Origin of the sequence: Nonomuraea typhae, assembly GCF_009760925.1 — a bacterium.
Classification (GTDB): Bacteria; Actinomycetota; Actinomycetes; order Streptosporangiales; family Streptosporangiaceae; genus Nonomuraea; species Nonomuraea typhae.
Genome location: NZ_VRLV01000002.1, coordinates 1,142,562 through 1,157,838, shown reverse-complemented (window position 1 = coordinate 1,157,838; position 15,277 = coordinate 1,142,562). Strand labels below are relative to the sequence as shown.

Below are 15,277 nucleotides of genomic sequence, written 5' to 3'. Positions count from 1 at the left end.
ACTTCGAGGAGCCTGTCCCCTTTGATCGGGTACGGCGGCCGGTGCACAAGCTGTCCGCGCCGGTGCGGTTCGCCTCGTGGGAATGGGCGGGGTCGTCGGGGAGGTTCGTCAGGGCCGGGAATGGATGGGCACGTTCACCCGCATGCCGTACCTCCGCAATGCCTTTCCCGGAATGGGGAGGGTAGTGGAGACGTGCGACCGGCAGCGGCCGGAGCCGTTCGCGCCGGCGCTGCGGGCGGCCAAGGACGCGCTGGACCCGGCGGGCGTGCTCAACCCCGGCGTGCTCGTCTGACCTGCTCGCTAAATCGGTTGCCCGGGGCAGCGCGCCGTGAAAGCGTCGTTGAGCCATGATCTCCTGGACACAAGCGGGGCGTGAGCGTCGTGCGGCGTGGCGTTCGGCGACCGGAGCCCCCGAACCCGAGCGCGTCGTCGTGGCCGACGACAGCACCAAGGCCGACACCGCGCACCGGCTGGCCTCGGAAGGCGTCGCGCTGCTGTGGACCGGCGACTTCCACAACGCGCGCCAGCTGCTCAAGGCCATGGACCGGCGCTGCACCCGGCCCCGGCCGGGCAGCGGATTCCACCGGCAACGCCAGGCCCAGTCCCAGCGGGCCCGCATCCTGGGCATGCTGCTCGTGCCGTACACCGGTGACCACGAGATCCCGCTGCGCCGCGCGCCCGACGTGCGCGCGGCCTGCGCCGAGGTGTACGGCCCGGCCGACGGTGCGGCCGTCGGGCCGCTGCGCGAGCTGCTGGGGCTGATCGGCGCGCACGAATGGCGTTCCAAAGGCGTCGAGGTGCCGGCACTGGAGGATCGCATCCACCCGCATTTCGGGGTGTTCTCCCCGATTCGCGGTGAATATGTGGATCTCGTGGCGCGTACCCCGCTGCCGGACGCCGAGGTGGCCTTCGACATCGGCACCGGCACCGGCGTGCTGGCCGCGGTGCTGGCCAAACGGGGAGTGCGACGGGTGACCGCCACCGACCTCGATCCCCGGGCCGTGGACTGCGCCCGCGACAACATGGCGCGGCTGGGGCTGGCCGATCGGGTCTCGGTGCAGCGGACCGATCTGTTTCCCGAAGGGCAGGCGCCGCTGGTGGTGTGCAATCCGCCGTGGATCCCCGCGGTGCCGATGTCGCCGCTGGACCACGCCGTCTACGACGAGGGCAGCCGCATGATGCACGGGCTCCTGAGCGGGCTGCGGGAGCATCTGTCGCCCGGCGGGGAGGCATGGCTGATCCTTTCCGACCTGGCCGAGCATCTCGGGCTGCGGTCACGGGAGGAACTGCTCGGGTGGTTCCACGACGCCGGGCTGAGCGTGGCCGGGCGGGAGGAGACGCGGCCGCGGCACGGGCGGGCGGCCAAGAGCGACGACGCGCTGCACCGCGCGCGGGCCGCCGAGGTCACCTCGTTGTGGCGGCTCTACGTGCGGAAGGTTCTCCTGTAGGCCGACGGCGAGGTGTGCATCGCCCGGGTGAAATGGTGCCGGAAGGTGACCGGGCTCTCGAAGCCGACCGCGGCGCCGATCTCCTCGACCGGCACGCTCGTCGACTCCAGCATGGCCAGGCTGGCCGCCACCCGCTGAGAGATGACCCAGCGCAACGGGCTGGTCCCGGTCTGACGCTTGAAGTGGCGGATGAACGAGCGCTCCGACATGTGCGCCTCACCGGCCAGGCGGCCGACGGTGATCTGCTCGGTGAGATGGTCCAGCGCCCAGGCCATCGCGCGGGTCACGCCGTCGTCCTCCTCGACCGGCGTCACCGCGGCCTCGATGAACTGCGCCTGCCCGCCCTCGCGGTGCGGCGGCACGACCAGGCGGCGGGCCACGGTGTTGGCCACGTTCGCGCCGTGGTCCTTGCGGATGAGGTGGATGAGCAGGTCGAGGCCGGCGGCGCTGCCCGCGCTGGTGAGCACGTCGCCGTCGTCGACGTAGAGGACCTCGGGGTTGACGTGGACCTTGGGGTGGCGGGTGCGCAGCAGGTCGGCGTACTTCCAGTGGGTGGCGGCCGCGCGGCCGTCGAGCAGGCCGGCGGCGGCCAGGGTGAAGGCGCCGGAGCAGATGGAGACGATGCGGGCGCCGGCTCGGTGCGCCTCCTGCAACGCGGTGATGAGGGCGGGGGAGGTGGGGTGGTGGACGTTGGCGCCGGGGATGATCACCGTGTCCGCATTTTTCAGGACATCTAGGCCGTGTTCGGCCTGCATCGTGAAGCCGCCCACGACGCGCAGGGGGCCGCGCGATTCGGCGCAGACCTTCAGGTCGTACCAGGGGATTTCCAGCTCGGGCCGGGGCAGGCCGAAGATCTCCACCACGCAGCCCAGCTCGAAGGGCGCCATCCCGTCGAAGGCCAGCACGGAGATGGTGTGTGGCTTGGGCGGCCGAGGCATCATGGCGGGATATTAGCTGATTTGACCGATTTGGCCAGAGTGGTGTCTTTGCTGGTTTCTGGGTGTTGTGTGGGACACGGGAGGCTATCGGTGGCCGCTTTGCGGCTGGCCTTAATGGCGCGGAGACGGATGTCAGTGGCGTCCGGTTTGGTGGATTTGGTTACGGTTCGAGAACGTCGATCACGCTGTGACCACGGTTTGTACTCGCTTGCGTCACCTGCCCGGCCATGGGGGAGGCGGGCTCGTCTTAGGGCGTGGAGGTGGAAATGCCATGAAATTTCGCCCGTTAGTGGCTGGTGTCGGGTTGGCCGGGTTGCTTCTGCTCGCCGCGTGCGGCGGCCCGGGAGGCGGCTCGATCACGTCCGAGGACAAGGCCCCGCAGCAAGGGGCCAAGGCCGCCGAGCAAGGGGCCAACGCCGCGCCCAGCGACAACCTGCCCAGGCCGTCGCCCAGCGCGAGCAAGGCCGATGACGACGACACCACCACGGCCCAGATCTCCACGTTCGCGCTGGACGTGGACACCGCCTCGTACGGCTACGCCCGCCGTACCCTCGCGGAAGGACGCTGGCCCGAGCCCGGGATGATCCGCCCGGAGGAGTTCGTCAACGCCTTCCGCCAGGACTACGCCCAGCCGCGGGACAACGGCTTCACCGTGCACACCGACGGCGCGCGCACCGGCCAGGGGGAGACCGCCGTGGTCCGCGTCGGCCTGCAGACCCGCGCCTCCGACCCGGCCGCCCGCCGTCCCGCCAACCTCACCTTCGTCATCGACGTCTCCGGCTCCATGGCCGAGCCCGGCCGGCTCGACCTGGTGAAGGCGTCCCTCCGCACGTTGATCGGCCAGCTCGCCCCCGGCGACCAGGTCTCCATCGTGACCTTCAGCGACCAGGCCACCCGCGTGGCCTCCATGACCCCGCTCGTCTCGCGGGGCGAGCTGTACGCGGCCATCGACCGCATCGGCATCGGCGGCGGCACCAACCTCGAATCCGGCCTCGTCCTCGGCTACGAGGAGGCGGCGAAAGCCTTCCGCCCCGCCGCCACGAACCGGGTCATCCTGCTCTCCGACGGCCTGGCCAACCAGGGCGACACCCGGTGGCAGTCGCTGCTGGCCAAGGTCAAGGAGCAGGCCGGCAAGCAGATCACCCTGCTGTCGGTCGGCGTCGGCCGCGAGTACGGCGACGAACTCATGGAACAGCTCGCCGACCACGCCGACGGCGCCGCCGTTTACATGAGCTCGGAGGATGAGGCCACCAAGATCTTCGGCACCTACCTCACCACCACCATCGAACTGCGCGCCCGCGACGCCAAGGCCCAGGTCGTCTTCAACCCGCGCGTCGTCGAGTCACACCGGCTCATCGGCTACGACAACCGCGCCCTGGCCGCCGAGGACTTCCGCGACGACACCAAGGACGGCGGCGAGATAGGACCCGGCCACTCGGTCACCGCGCTCTACGTCGTCACCCTCAAACCCGGCGCCACCGGCCAGCTCGCCACGGCGACCGTACGCTGGCAGGACCCCGACACCCGCATGCCGGCCGAGGCCAGCGAGTCCGTCGACGCCGCCGACCTGAGCCCGTCCCTGTGGCAGAAGGCGCCGCCCAGGCTGCAGGTGGACCTGGTGGCCGCCGCCTTCGCGTTGTACATGCGCGACCAGGAGGCGTTCGGCCTCGACCTGCCCACGCTGGCCACCCGAGCCCGCGCCCTGGCCGCGAACGTGGAGGACCCCATGGTCAACGAACTCGCCTCACTGATCAGCCAGGCCGACGGCGTGCGTTAGCACCTAGTTCGGCCGCCCGAAGATGGGGATCTCCGGATCCCGCCCGTAATAGAAGTTGTACAACGCCTGCGCGAACTCGTCCTTCGACAGCCGGCCGTCACGGTTGCCGTCCAGCCGCTCGAACGCCTCTTTCGCGGTACGGCCGGCCACGTCGTAGGCCGCGAACAGGCGAAGGTACTCGGCCCGGGTCAACTGCTCGTCGCCGTCGGTGTCCAGCGCGTCCCACAGGGCGTCGCCGATGGGCCAGACGATCCGGGCCACGAACGTCATCCGGCCGGACGAGGGCCGCATCGCATGCCGTACATAGGATGCGCGGCTGATGCGCCCGTCGTCGTCGGTGCCGATGAGATCGACCGCATGATGCCACGCCTGCCGGTATGCGGCGATCACCGCGTCACGTTGCTCGGAAGGATCGGGAACACTGAGCCGATCACAGACCGCTACGCCGACGAGCGTCATGTCATGCTCGTCGAGGAAGCCGTCATGACCCATGTCACTGCTGTCGAAGGCATACCCCGCGTTTCGCGCGTGAGGATCCATGATCGCCCCGCCCCACCCCGGTGAATTACTCAGGACTAATGGTTCTCACCTGCATCAATACCTGTCAACCGAATCGTCAACATTCCCTGACCCGCGCTCGGGAATATCGGCATCATTCCGGCATAAAGCCACCTGGCGACGGGGAGCATGCGCGGATAACAGAACAGGGACGACTCGATTCCCAGGACGGACGGGGTGTCCAGCATGAGCGGCAATTCCGACAAAAGGAATGGAATCGCGTCCTGGGCCTGGGTGGGGGTGGGGGAGCGGGTCCCGAGCACGGGTTCGAGCGCGGCGACGCAGTACTCACGGAAAGCGGAGTCGCCGCGGTAGAGGTCTTCGAGGTGCGTCCTGAGCTCGGTGTAGCTCTGGTGGTGGTGAAGCTCGTTCCAGGAGAAGACGCCCACATCGGGCGCCTCCAGCATGCGTAGCGCGTGGAGGACGCGGTTGCGGGTGTTGTTGATGGCCGCCTTAGCCTTTTTGTGCGCTTTTTTCGGCATTTCCCCGCGCGCTGCGAGGGTCCCCGCCAGCTCCATCCCGGGAACCAGAACATCGACCCGCTTGAAATAGCCCCGCGCCCACCTGAGGAGCTCGGTGATGGCATCGAGACTGAAATATCCGTTCATGGCGCTGACACCGAGCAACGCATGCTCACGTTCGGCGAAGATACGCGCACATCGAGCCGTCAACGGCACGGCCTCCACAGTCGTCACGTAACGCACGGTAGCAAGCCGATGACGCTGAGATTTATCGGACTCGGAGAGTCTGGGAGTCCTATACACTGGGGCGGTGCCGCGGGTGCGGCATGGGGCTATAGCGCAGCTGGTAGCGCACCTCCATGGCATGGAGGGGGTCAGGGGTTCGAATCCCCTTAGCTCCACAGGCAAGGTCTTTCACATTGGCGCGCTTCGCGCGTTCGGGATTTCAGGCGTTTCTCCAGTCGAGCTGAAGCTCGACCCCTGAAGGTCCTCCCTCCGGTCGGGCTGTCTTTCATAGGTCCCGCCCGTTGCCCTGCTGGTTGGTTGAGCGGTTGGAGCCCGCCCTGGTCAATGGTCCTCGCTTCGCTCGGGCGTTTGATAGTGCGCCTGCGGCGCGTAGCTTGCGCGCTTGGGTGACCTTGGCTCATCGGGTTGTTCTGGGCCGAGGGCTGGTGCGGTCGGGCCGGCTAGCCGAAGTACGTCCACGAGAGCCCGTCGTGCAGCCATCGCCCGTCTGGAGGACCTGGCCTACCTGTGGCCCGCCATCAAGCGAGGGCAACACCGTCACCGGCTCAACAGCGAGCTCGAGGCCGCCTATCCGACCAGATCAGAGGTCGTTCGACCGGTGGCGGACGTTGATCGAAAGACGGACAGCCAGACCGGCATTCTGATCTGCACCGCAGTGTTCCTCCAAGACCTCAACGCCCTGCTCACCATGGAGCATGAAGCGGGATGCCGCGTACGCATACTGCTGGGAGGCCCGGATTCGCCAGCCATAAGGGGTTGCGGCCTGGAGGAGAAGTACGGCTACGGGGTCGAAACCCTATGCCGTCGGTCATGCACTATCTGCCGCTGGAGCGGGCCACCGGCATCGAGGTCCACGCCCGCGGCACCACGCTGTACAACTCGATCTTCATCGGTGGTACCGCAACAGGCTGTGGGCGCCCCCGGGCGGAGGCATGGATCTCACGGAATCGGTGTCCGGCGCCGGACGGCGCGAGGTGCTCGAAGAGATCGAGTACGGCATCTCTATGCCGCCGGCCAGGCCGGGTTTCGCACGGACACTCAAGGTGAGCCGGCGCGTGCTGCACAAGTACCTGCCGGAGTTGGGCGTGTCATGAGGATGGCCAAGAGATTATCGAAGGGGAACCATACGGGAGGCGAACATGGGGACGATTCAGGCGGTACCGGGGTTCGACCGGCTGACCGTCGAGCCAGGCAGCCCTGCATTCGCGGCTACCGCTTACCGCCGAGCACCTGGTTGAGCTGCACGTCAACGGCTGGACCGATGAGCAGATCATCGCAGAGTACCCGTTCATCGAGCCGGAGGACATTCAGCAGGCACTACGGTTCGCCCTGTCTCTCATGCAGCGCGCGTTCTACCTGCCGATGGCGGAGTCCGCGTGAGGCTGCTCCTCGACCAGAACATCCATCAGATGCTGTTGGGTTTGATGAACTCCCTCTGACCGGGCGATCTTATGAGGTTCCACCCGGTGGCCGGTCAGTTGGAGTCCGACCCTGCTCCGCCCCCAGAGTCTTGATCGCGCCCCGCCTTCGATGGGGTTCGCGCGTACGAGCAGGAAGGCCGGGATGCCACGTGCATACTTCTCATCGTCGCGAGCACCTAGCCCCGAGCGTATGCAAGGCCGTTCGAGTGATCATCGTCTGAGCAGGGCATCACGGAGAGGCCGTCTCTTGAACTGCATGGTGGATGCCTGACCTCGAAGGCCGACCATATCTTACTATGTGTCATACACTTGAGGGATGGTCAGAGGGAAGCGTGACCCTGCCGAGGCCACAGATGGCGTGCACGATGTGACCGTGCGCAAGACTGTGACCATGCGCAGCTCGATCGTTCGCCGAGTCGAGGCGCGAACAGGCACGCGTGACTTCTCGGCCTATGTGGACGGCGCCGTCGCCCGTGCGCTGGCCATGGATGACGCCCTGGAGATCCTCGCCGAGGCCGAGGGCCGTCTCGGGCCTGTCAGTGATGAGGCGATGGTGGAGGCGGAGCGAGCGTGGCGCGGAGAGTAGTCCGCCCCGATGTCCTTTCGGGCAAGGTCCTCGTCCTTGACGCTCAAGCGGTCTCTCTCTGGGCGGATGACGATGAGCGGATGCGTGCCCGGATCGCTCTCGCTGTTCAGCACGACCACATCCCGGTCATCAGCGCGGTCACCATCGTGGAGCAGCGCCGGGACGGACGGGCGGGTCAACGCCTGCGCTGGATGCGTTCTCGCTTGACTGTCATCTCCGTGACCGAGGATCTGGCCGATCTCGCCGCCAGGCTTCTGGCTGAGGCGGGCTTGGACGGCCATCGGAACGCGATTGACGCCGTGGTCGTCGCTACGGGAGCAATGGCCGGCGGTGCCGCCCGGGTGGCCTCCAGTGACGGGAGCCACATCCCCAGGCTGTGTCAGGCCGCGTCCGCCGTGCGTCGCACACCCGTCGAATGGCTGCCTGTCTAGGAGATGTCCTTCTGCCAGCCTTGGCCCCACGGTCCCGCACCCACGATCAGGGCGCAGGTCGTCGATGCCATGCCGGCGCCCCAACCACCTCATCCCCTTCAATGCCTCGTCGCCGGTCACGCTGACGGGGGGCCTGGGTTGCGGGCTGGTTGGTACGGCGTCTCCGTGCCGTGCACGCGTGAACGGCGAAGCGGCCCTCACCCGTGCCCGGCTGCGAAGAAGGGGCCGTGTCAGCGCGGTGACGGCCCGGTGTCAGGACGGGCGGCGATGGTGGGGCCATGAACCCCGGGCCGTGAACCCCGGGCCGTGAACCCCGAGCCGTGAACCCCAGGGCTACCCGCTGCGCCCGCTTCGATACGGTAGCGCCGCATCAGTGCAGCTATAGCCGTTGATCAGCAGATTTATTGGCGAGACAAGGAAATGGTCATGAGTGAATCCCTCCACACCCTCACGGCGATGCCGACCGAGCGTCAGCCCGGTTGCCCGTTCGACCCGCCCAAGGAGCTGCTCGAGGCTCGTGAGCACGGCCCGATCAGCCGTTTCCCGTTCCCGGACGGGCATCAGGGCTGGCTGGTCACCGGCTACGACCTGCTCCGGGCGGTGCTGGCCGACCAGCGGTTCAGTTCGCGCAGGGAGCTCATGCGGCACCACCCCCTGATCGACCTGGGCGACATCGAGGTGCCCCCGGCGCCGCCGGGTGAGTTCCTGCTGATGGACGAGCCGCAGCACGGCCGCTACCGCAAGCCGCTGGTGGGCAAGTTCACGGTCCGGCGGATGCGGCAGCTGACCGAGCGCGTGGAGCAGGTGACCGCCGAGCACCTGGACGCCATGGAGAAGGCGGGGCCGGGGGCGGATCTGGTGACCGCGTTCGCCAAGCCCATCCCGTCCGTCATCATCTGTGAGCTGCTGGGCGTGCCGTACGAGGACCGGGGCTCCTTCCAGGACAACATCGACAAGTTCCTCGGCGGGGAGGTCGGCGACGAGGAGCTGATGGCGGCCTACCTGGCCACCCAGAGCTATCTGGCGGAGCTGGTGGCGGCCAAGCGGGCCAACCCCACCGACGACGTGCTCAGCGACCTGCTCGACAGCGACTTCACCGACGAGGAGCTGAAGGGGATCGCGCTGATCCTGCTGTCGGCCGGGTTCGACACCACCGCGAACATGCTGGGCCTGGGCACCTTCGCCCTGCTGCAGAACCCGGCCCAGCTGGCCGCGCTGCGCAACGATCCGGCGCTCGCCGACAACGCCGTGGAAGAACTGCTGCGCTATCTCACCGTCGCCAAGCAGTTCACGAGAGTCGCGCTGGAGGACGTCGAGCTCGGCGGCCAGACCATCAAGGCCGGCGACACGCTCATCCTGTCGTATGGCACCGCCAACCGCGACCCCGAGCGCTTCAGCGACCCGCACCTGCTGGACCTGCGCCGCCAGGACGGCGGGCACCTGGCCTTCAGCCACGGCATCCACCAGTGTCTGGGCCAGCAGCTGGCCCGCGTCGAGCTACGCGTCGCGCTGCCCGCGCTGGTCAACCGCTTCCCGACGCTGCGGCTGGCCGTACCGGCTGAGGAGGTCGCCCTGCGCCCGGAGACCGCCGACATCTACGGCGTGAAGAGCCTCCCGGTCACCTGGGACGCCTGACCGCGAGCATGTGATGGGTGAGACCCCCGCGTCGAGGCCCTCACCCATCCCGCGCCGCCGGCTCGACACTTCGACCGGAGCTGAAACGTCGCGCGCCTACGCTCCCGTTCATGCACATGCTGGCCGTCTTCGCCGCCGGTACCGTGGCCGGCGCCGTCAACGCGGTGGTCGGCTCCGGCACGCTCATCACGTTCCCCGTCCTGCTGGCCAGCGGCCTGCCGCCGGTCACGGCCACGATCTCCAACGCCCTCGGCCTGATCCCCAGCTCGATCACCGGTCTGATCGGGTACCGCAAGGAGCTGGCGGGTCAGGGCCGCCTCGTGGCGAAGCTCGGCGCCGGCGCGCTGGCGGGCGGGGTGACGGGCGCCGCGCTGCTGCTGGCCCTGCCCGCCGAGGCGTTCGAGCGCATCGTCCCGGCCCTGGTGGGCGTGGCGCTCGTGCTCGTCGCCTGCCAGCCGTGGCTGGCGCGGCGGGTACGGCGGCGCCGCGGGCGGCCGGGCCCGTTGCTGCTCACGGGGCTGACGCTGGCCAGCGTGTACGGCGGCTATTTCGCGGCCGCCCAGGGAATCGTCTACATGTCCCTCATGGGCCTGACCCTCGACGCCGGGATGCAGCGGCTGAACGCCATCAAGAACGTCCTGGTGGCCCTGGTGAACACGGTCGCCGCGGGCTTCTTCCTCGTGATGGCGGACGTCGACTGGACGGCCGTGGCGCTCCTGGCGGCGGGCTCGGCCATCGGCGGGCGGATCGGCGCCGCCGTGGGCCGGAGGCTCGGCCCCCTTGCCCTGCGCGTGCTCATCCTGCTGGTCGGCACGGTCTCCATCGTCCAGTTGCTGCTCCGTTGACGCCCTCCCCCACGGCGGGGGAGGGCGATGATCTAGAACGCGACCTCCAGCAGCACCAGATGGCTCCATCGCCAGTGCACGCTGATGCTGACGTCCTTGGCGAAACAGGCGACCTTGATCTCTTCCCGGTAGCCGTCGAACAGCGCCGGGCTCATCCCGGATCGGCACCAGACGAGCATCGCCACGTCGCCGCCGTTGCGGGCGGAGTGGATGACGAGGGGCAGCCGTCCATCGGGCGTGCGCAGCGTGGTTCGCCGGCAGAGCCCCTGGAATCGGTGCCGGACGAGCAGCGCTCTGCCGTACCCGGCGATGCGGCGGCGGATCGGCGGTACGGCGAGGCCGGCGGCGAGCGCCACCAGGCTCCAGCGCAGGTCCAGGAGGAAGGCGGCCGTGGGGATCGCGGCTTCGGCGCGCCAGCGCCAGAGGCGGCCCAGTGCGGCGGGCCAGTCTCGCGCGGGCGGGATGATGCGCGGGTGGGTGCGGGGGTGGCCGTTACCTGGCGCGAAAGGGGAGTTGGACGAAGGTCTCCCCGTCCTGCCCCGGGCGGGTGAGCTGATCGAAGCGCGGGTCCCGGTAGACCCTTTTGTTCCACCTCGCTTCCCGGATCTGGAGGCCGGCCGAGGTGGCCGAGTCGTCGGCCGTGCGCCACACGAGGCGCTCCCATAATCTGTGCAGCCGGTTTTTAGGTGTTTTGTTAGGCTCTTGCATAGAGCATCCTGACTCGTCCTGGGTTGGCCTGCTTTGAGGCAGGTCGGCGGGGGCATCCGCCGACCTGCCCTTCGTTTCGTGGCAGCCCTTGCGTCACAGCTGTCTTGTTTCTTCTCCGATCTCTTCGCGAGTATCTCTCGTGTCGTGCGCAGTTCTGAGATACTCTGAGGATCCTTCAGCGAGGTGTTCTGTGCAATTTTCCAGGGAAGTACAACTGCCATGTCCCAAGGAAGTTCTTTAGAACTAATCGGTGAGGATTGCCTCGGCACGAGCTAGGGAAATGGCCCCTTAGTGAGTCGGATCAGTAACGTTGTGCGACATCGGCTGCTGGCCGCGGAGTTGCGGCGGCTGCGGGCTGAAGCGCGCCTGACCGGTCCCGTCGTGGCCAAGGCGCTGTCCATGTCGCCCGCCAAGTTCTCCCGCCTGGAATCGGCGAACGTCAAACCCTCGCCAGACGACACCCGTGCGATCCTGACCTACTACGGCGTTCCAGAAGATCGGCAGGCCGGTTATCTCGCCCTGGTGCGCCAGGCCCACGAGCTCAACTGGTGGGACGATCATGTCAAGGCTCTGCCGCCGGGCTATGTGGAGTTCGTCGGCCTCGAGCACGAGGCCAGGACGATGATCAGCTGGGAGAGCTCGGTCATGCCCGGCCTCCTGCAGACCCGGGCGCACATGGACGCCATCAACAGCACGGGGCGCGACTATTTCGCGATGCCGCCCAGCTGGGTGAGGGTGCGCAACCAGGTGCGGCTGACTCGCCAGGGACTCCTGACCGGCCCTGATCCGCTGGAGTTCGTCGCGGTGATCGACGAAGTCGTCATCCACCGCGCCATCAGCCTGCTGCGCACCATCGGCAGCGCGGACCTGGTCCGTGAGCAGCTGAACCACCTGGTGGTGATGGCGCAGTCGCCGAACGTGACCCTCCGGGTGTTCAAATTGTGGGATCCCTATCCAGTCCTCGCGGCATCCGCGCTCGTCCAGCTGAAGTTCGCGGCCATCGGCGACGTGCCCGGCCTCACGCATCCCGACGTCACCTATATCGAAGCGGTGACCGGTGGGTCCGTCACTGACGACGAGGAGACAAACTACAATACAGAACGTATCTTGCAATTCTTCCTACAGAAGTCGCTTGACGCACATCAATCCATCCGGCTGATCCAGCGGATTGCTGATCAGAACGGTGATTGACGGGGGAGTAACGAGAGGTGCTAATGAGCTCCGTGAGCTTTGTTCCGCAGTGGTTTAAAAGCAGCTACAGCGCGACGAATGGCAACTGTGTCGAGGTGGCGGGGCTACCCGGCAAGAGGGTCGCGGTGCGCGACACCAAAAATCGGGAAGGCGGCGTGCTCGAATTCAGTTTCGAGGACTGGCAGACCCTGCTGAACACGATCAAGGCCGCCGGGTAAGGTCCAGGCGGGAGCCTGGGACGCACGCGCGAAACGTCGTCCCAGGCGCCGGCCGGAAGTGGTCACGTCCGTCAGCGGCCGATCTCGCGGGAGGGTGTTGCGCGCCTCTCAGCGTGCGCGGTCCATCTCCCGCCACTCGGGGCGCAGCCCGGTCAGGTTCGTGGTCAGCGCGTAGAGCCCGGCGCAGGCCAGCAGGACGGGCCCCAGCCCGGCCGCGGCCACCGCGACTCCGCCCAGCAGGCCGCCCAGAGGGATGCCGCCCCAGCTCAGCGCCTGCTGCAGCGAATTGACCCGGCCCAGCAACTCCCGCGGCACCCGTTCGTAGGAGACGGCGCCGAGGATCGGGTTGATGAACCCGGCGCCGAACCCGCTCAGCGCGAACACCCCGGCCATCACCCACACCGGCGCGTCCACTGCCAGAATCAGGAACCGCGGCGCCCCGCACAACAGGAACGCCGCGAAGAAGACCGGCCGCCGCCGCAGCCGGTGCGCCACGGCCGCCGCGACCAGGCTTCCCGCGACCGCGGTCAACCCCATCACGCTGCTGTTGAGCCCGAGTACGGCCGGGCCGTACCCCGACTCCTTGGCCCACACGGGGGCCAGCACCTGCGAGAAGGCGGCGTCCAGCAGGTTCGTGACGGCGACCATGACGGCGACGGCGAGCAGGAGCGGTTCGCCGCGCAGGAACGCCAGGCCCTGGCCGAACCGGCGCCAGTACCCCTCCCGCTCGTCGTGGACGGCGGGGCGGTGTCCCATGTCGCGCGGCAGGGTCCAGGCCACGATGACGGAGCCGAGCGCGAAGCAGGCGGCGCTGAGGCCGAGCCCGGTCAGCGGTCCGGTCACGGCCACGAGCGCGCCGCCGGCCACGGGCCCCACGGTCTGGGCGAGCCGTTCGGTCACGCCCATCAGCCCCGCGGCCCGCTCCAGCGGCACCCGGGCACGCTCGGCCGCCTCGGGAATCATGACCTCTTTGGCCAGGTCCCCGGGGCCGCGGGCGGCGCCGATCAGGGCGACGAGGGCGAGGAGCGCGCCCAGCGGGAGCATGGCCAGGGTGTGCAGGGCGATCACGGCCGCGGCCGCGGCGGCGCTCAGCACGTCGGCCAGCCAGGAGACGCGGCGCGGGCCGGCCCGGTCGACCAGGGGTCCGGCCAGCGCCTTCACCAGCACGTAGGGGGCCAGTTCGGCGAAGGCCACGAGGCCGGTCTGCGCCGCGCTGCCGGTGGTGGTCAGGACGAACCAGGGCAGGGCGATGGCCGAGACCCGGGTGCCGGTCAACGCCACGGCGATGGCCGCGAGCACCCCGGCGATCGAGCCTAAGGGGCGGGTCACGAAATATCCGGTGGTTCGGGCAGCACCTGGGTGATCAGGTAGACCGGGGCCGAACCCTCCGCCGCCTCGGCGCGCCGGTAGCGCTCGACGACCTCCACCAGGTCCGCGTGCAGCCGCCTGCCCTCCTCCGCGGTGAGCCGGAGCGAGAAGGAGCTGAGGTCGAAGACGCGCCGCCACTCCCGGGGCATGGTGTGCAGTTCGTTCAGCGTCTGCTGGGTGCGCACGTTGTACAGGGCCGCGATCGACCGCAGGTACGCCAGCACCGCGTCCGGCTCCTGCTCCGACAGTTCCTCGCTGGAGAGCACGGTGCCGCGGTGCACCGAGCGCCACCAGCGTTCGCGGGCGTTGCCGCGCTCGGTGTCCTCTTCCACGAAGCCGGCCGCGCCGAGCCTGCGCAGGTGGTAGCTGGCCGTGCCCGAGTTCACCCCCAGCCGCTCGGCCAGCCGGGTGGCGGTGGACGGGCCGTGCTTGCGCAGCAGGTCCACCAGCCGCACGCGGACCGGGTGCGCCAGTGCGCGCAGGCCCTTGGCGTCGAGGACGACCACGCCGTCGCGAGGTTCGGTCATGCTTCGCAGCCTAAACCGCAAACATCTCTTCGCGAAGAGATGTTTGCGATTAAGCCACGGCGCCGGTCAGCCGGGCAGCAAGATGTGGAGCATGTCGCCGGCCCTCCGGTAGCCGACGCGTTCGTAGACGCGCCCGGCGGCCTCATCGGCGGGGGTGAGGAAGGGGGTGGTGACGCCCGTCCCGGCGCAGGCGCGGGTGAGGAGGGCCGTCACGGCTCCGGCGATGCCGCGGCGGCGATGAGAGGTGCGTACGGCGATGCCCGCGACCTCGGCCACGCCCTTCGTCGGGGCGCCGATCTGACCGGCGCCGACGACCTCGCCGGTCGTGGTGTCGGTGGCGGCGGCGGCCAGCCCGCCGCGGTCGAGCAGGCGCCGCAGCCGGGCGACGTCGTGCTCGGTGGCCTCGGGCGCCTCGAAGGCCGCGTTCATGACCTGTGCCACCGCCAGCAGGCCGGCGTCGGTGGTGACCAGCGAGACGTCGATGGCCGGATCCGTCGCGGCGTCGATCACCCGCGCGGGCGGGCACACCAGCAGCGGGAACCGGCCCTCGGGGACGAACCCGGCGGCCAGCAGGGCCGCCTCGACCTCGGGGGCGGCCTGGGGGACGTACTCCAGCCGGGGTGTCCTGGCTCGCGCGCGGAAGGCGGCGACCAGAGCGGCGAGGTCGGCGGCCGTGGGGGCGGCGCCGTCGTCGGGGATGGCGTAGTTGTAGGGCAGGGCGTCGTCGTGCTCGTCGAAGCGGATCGTGAACGGCCCGTTCCGCACGGCGGTCGGCAGCGCTCGGAGGTAGGCGTGGACGGCGGCGTCAAGCGCGCGGGTGCTTTCCATCGAGGCCGAAGGGTAGATCCCCGCGTTCATGTCCGGCAAATGACTTTGCGGCCCGATGTAGGGGCAAGGCCGATCGGGCACTACTGTCGTC

At 68.8% G+C, this 15,277-nt stretch carries 18 protein-coding genes and 1 tRNA gene; 12 read left to right on the top strand and 7 right to left on the bottom strand.

The annotated features are described in order from the left end of the window. The first annotated feature begins 172 nt into the window (after positions 1-172). Both FVE25_RS56245 and FVE25_RS11845 read left to right on the top strand, forming a co-directional pair. Positions 173-292: an FAD-linked oxidase C-terminal domain-containing protein gene (locus tag FVE25_RS56245; protein ID WP_281367841.1), complete on the top strand. Its 120-nt coding sequence runs from the start codon at positions 173-175 to the stop codon at positions 290-292. Between the two features lie 55 nt (positions 293-347). Further along, positions 348-1,448: a 50S ribosomal protein L11 methyltransferase gene (locus FVE25_RS11845; RefSeq protein ID WP_157246448.1), complete on the top strand. Its 1,101-nt coding sequence runs from the start codon at positions 348-350 to the stop codon at positions 1,446-1,448. On the opposite strand, the gene FVE25_RS11840 is transcribed toward FVE25_RS11845, so the two are convergent. Further along, a complete protein-coding gene (locus tag FVE25_RS11840) occupies positions 1,424-2,386 on the bottom strand; it encodes a helix-turn-helix domain-containing protein (protein WP_157246653.1) in 963 nt (320 codons plus the stop codon). The genes FVE25_RS11845 and FVE25_RS11840 overlap by 25 nt on opposite strands. Before the next feature lie 304 nt (positions 2,387-2,690). Here FVE25_RS11840 and FVE25_RS11835 point away from each other — a divergent pair, with 304 nt between their 5' ends. Then, the gene (locus tag FVE25_RS11835; protein ID WP_246266922.1) at positions 2,691-4,163 is read left to right on the top strand and encodes a vWA domain-containing protein; all 1,473 of its coding nucleotides are present in this window, start codon (positions 2,691-2,693) and stop codon (positions 4,161-4,163) included. A 3-nt stretch (positions 4,164-4,166) separates the two neighbouring features. Here the strand turns inward: FVE25_RS11835 and FVE25_RS11830 are convergent, their stop codons facing one another. Continuing rightward, a complete protein-coding gene (locus tag FVE25_RS11830) occupies positions 4,167-4,553 on the bottom strand; it encodes an EF-hand domain-containing protein (RefSeq protein ID WP_157246446.1) in 387 nt (128 codons plus the stop codon). A gap of 185 nt (positions 4,554-4,738) precedes the next feature. After that, positions 4,739-5,416, bottom strand: coding sequence for a tRNA-dependent cyclodipeptide synthase (locus FVE25_RS11825; RefSeq protein ID WP_157246445.1), 678 nt, complete (start codon positions 5,414-5,416; stop codon positions 4,739-4,741). Positions 5,417-5,510: 94 nt separating this feature from the next. Between FVE25_RS11825 and FVE25_RS11820 the strand changes: the two genes are divergently transcribed. The 7 genes from FVE25_RS11820 (at position 5,511) to FVE25_RS11790 (ending at position 10,346) form a co-directional block, all read left to right on the top strand. Then, positions 5,511-5,583, top strand: a tRNA-Ala gene (locus FVE25_RS11820). A 777-nt stretch (positions 5,584-6,360) separates the two neighbouring features. Next, positions 6,361-6,522 carry a hypothetical protein gene (locus FVE25_RS53775; protein WP_181019537.1) on the top strand — a complete coding sequence of 54 codons (162 nt, stop codon included), beginning with the start codon at positions 6,361-6,363 and terminating at the stop codon, positions 6,520-6,522. Positions 6,523-6,625: 103 nt separating this feature from the next. Continuing rightward, a complete protein-coding gene (locus FVE25_RS56985) occupies positions 6,626-6,808 on the top strand; it encodes a DUF433 domain-containing protein (RefSeq protein WP_219825465.1) in 183 nt (60 codons plus the stop codon). Positions 6,809-7,165: 357 nt separating this feature from the next. Further along, the gene (locus FVE25_RS11805) at positions 7,166-7,435 is read left to right on the top strand and encodes a hypothetical protein (RefSeq protein ID WP_157246444.1); all 270 of its coding nucleotides are present in this window, start codon (positions 7,166-7,168) and stop codon (positions 7,433-7,435) included. A gap of 80 nt (positions 7,436-7,515) precedes the next feature. Beyond that, positions 7,516-7,866, top strand: a complete 351-nt coding sequence (locus tag FVE25_RS11800) for a hypothetical protein (protein WP_246266921.1) — start codon at positions 7,516-7,518, stop codon at positions 7,864-7,866. Between the two features lie 426 nt (positions 7,867-8,292). Beyond that, on the top strand, positions 8,293-9,501 hold the full coding sequence (locus FVE25_RS11795; RefSeq protein WP_157246442.1) for a cytochrome P450: 1,209 nt from the start codon (positions 8,293-8,295) through the stop codon (positions 9,499-9,501). 110 nt (positions 9,502-9,611) lie between these two features. Next, entirely contained in the window at positions 9,612-10,346 is a 735-nt protein-coding gene (locus tag FVE25_RS11790; RefSeq protein ID WP_157246441.1) for a sulfite exporter TauE/SafE family protein, read from the top strand. 32 nt (positions 10,347-10,378) lie between these two features. On the opposite strand, the gene FVE25_RS11785 is transcribed toward FVE25_RS11790, so the two are convergent. Next, positions 10,379-10,702 (bottom strand): hypothetical protein, encoded by a 324-nt coding sequence (locus FVE25_RS11785; RefSeq protein ID WP_157246440.1) that lies wholly within the window; start codon positions 10,700-10,702, stop codon positions 10,379-10,381. 664 nt (positions 10,703-11,366) lie between these two features. Here FVE25_RS11785 and FVE25_RS11780 point away from each other — a divergent pair. Both FVE25_RS11780 and FVE25_RS11775 read left to right on the top strand, forming a co-directional pair. Next, entirely contained in the window at positions 11,367-12,245 is an 879-nt protein-coding gene (locus FVE25_RS11780; RefSeq protein WP_157246439.1) for a helix-turn-helix domain-containing protein, read from the top strand. A gap of 32 nt (positions 12,246-12,277) precedes the next feature. Next, a complete protein-coding gene (locus tag FVE25_RS11775) occupies positions 12,278-12,463 on the top strand; it encodes a DUF397 domain-containing protein (RefSeq protein ID WP_425489484.1) in 186 nt (61 codons plus the stop codon). A gap of 108 nt (positions 12,464-12,571) precedes the next feature. Here FVE25_RS11775 and FVE25_RS11770 read toward each other — a convergent pair whose 3' ends face one another. The 3 genes from FVE25_RS11770 to FVE25_RS11760 all read right to left on the bottom strand — a co-directional run bounded on the left by FVE25_RS11770 (position 12,572) and on the right by FVE25_RS11760 (position 15,186). Further along, positions 12,572-13,792, bottom strand: a complete 1,221-nt coding sequence (locus tag FVE25_RS11770) for an MFS transporter (RefSeq protein WP_157246437.1) — start codon at positions 13,790-13,792, stop codon at positions 12,572-12,574. Further along, complete coding sequence (locus FVE25_RS11765) at positions 13,789-14,358, bottom strand: ArsR/SmtB family transcription factor (RefSeq protein ID WP_157246436.1); 570 nt, start codon at positions 14,356-14,358, stop codon at positions 13,789-13,791. The genes FVE25_RS11770 and FVE25_RS11765 overlap by 4 nt, the downstream gene beginning before the upstream one ends. Positions 14,359-14,424: 66 nt before the next feature. Next, positions 14,425-15,186 (bottom strand): GNAT family N-acetyltransferase, encoded by a 762-nt coding sequence (locus FVE25_RS11760; RefSeq protein WP_157246435.1) that lies wholly within the window; start codon positions 15,184-15,186, stop codon positions 14,425-14,427. Positions 15,187-15,277: the final 91 nt, after the last annotated feature.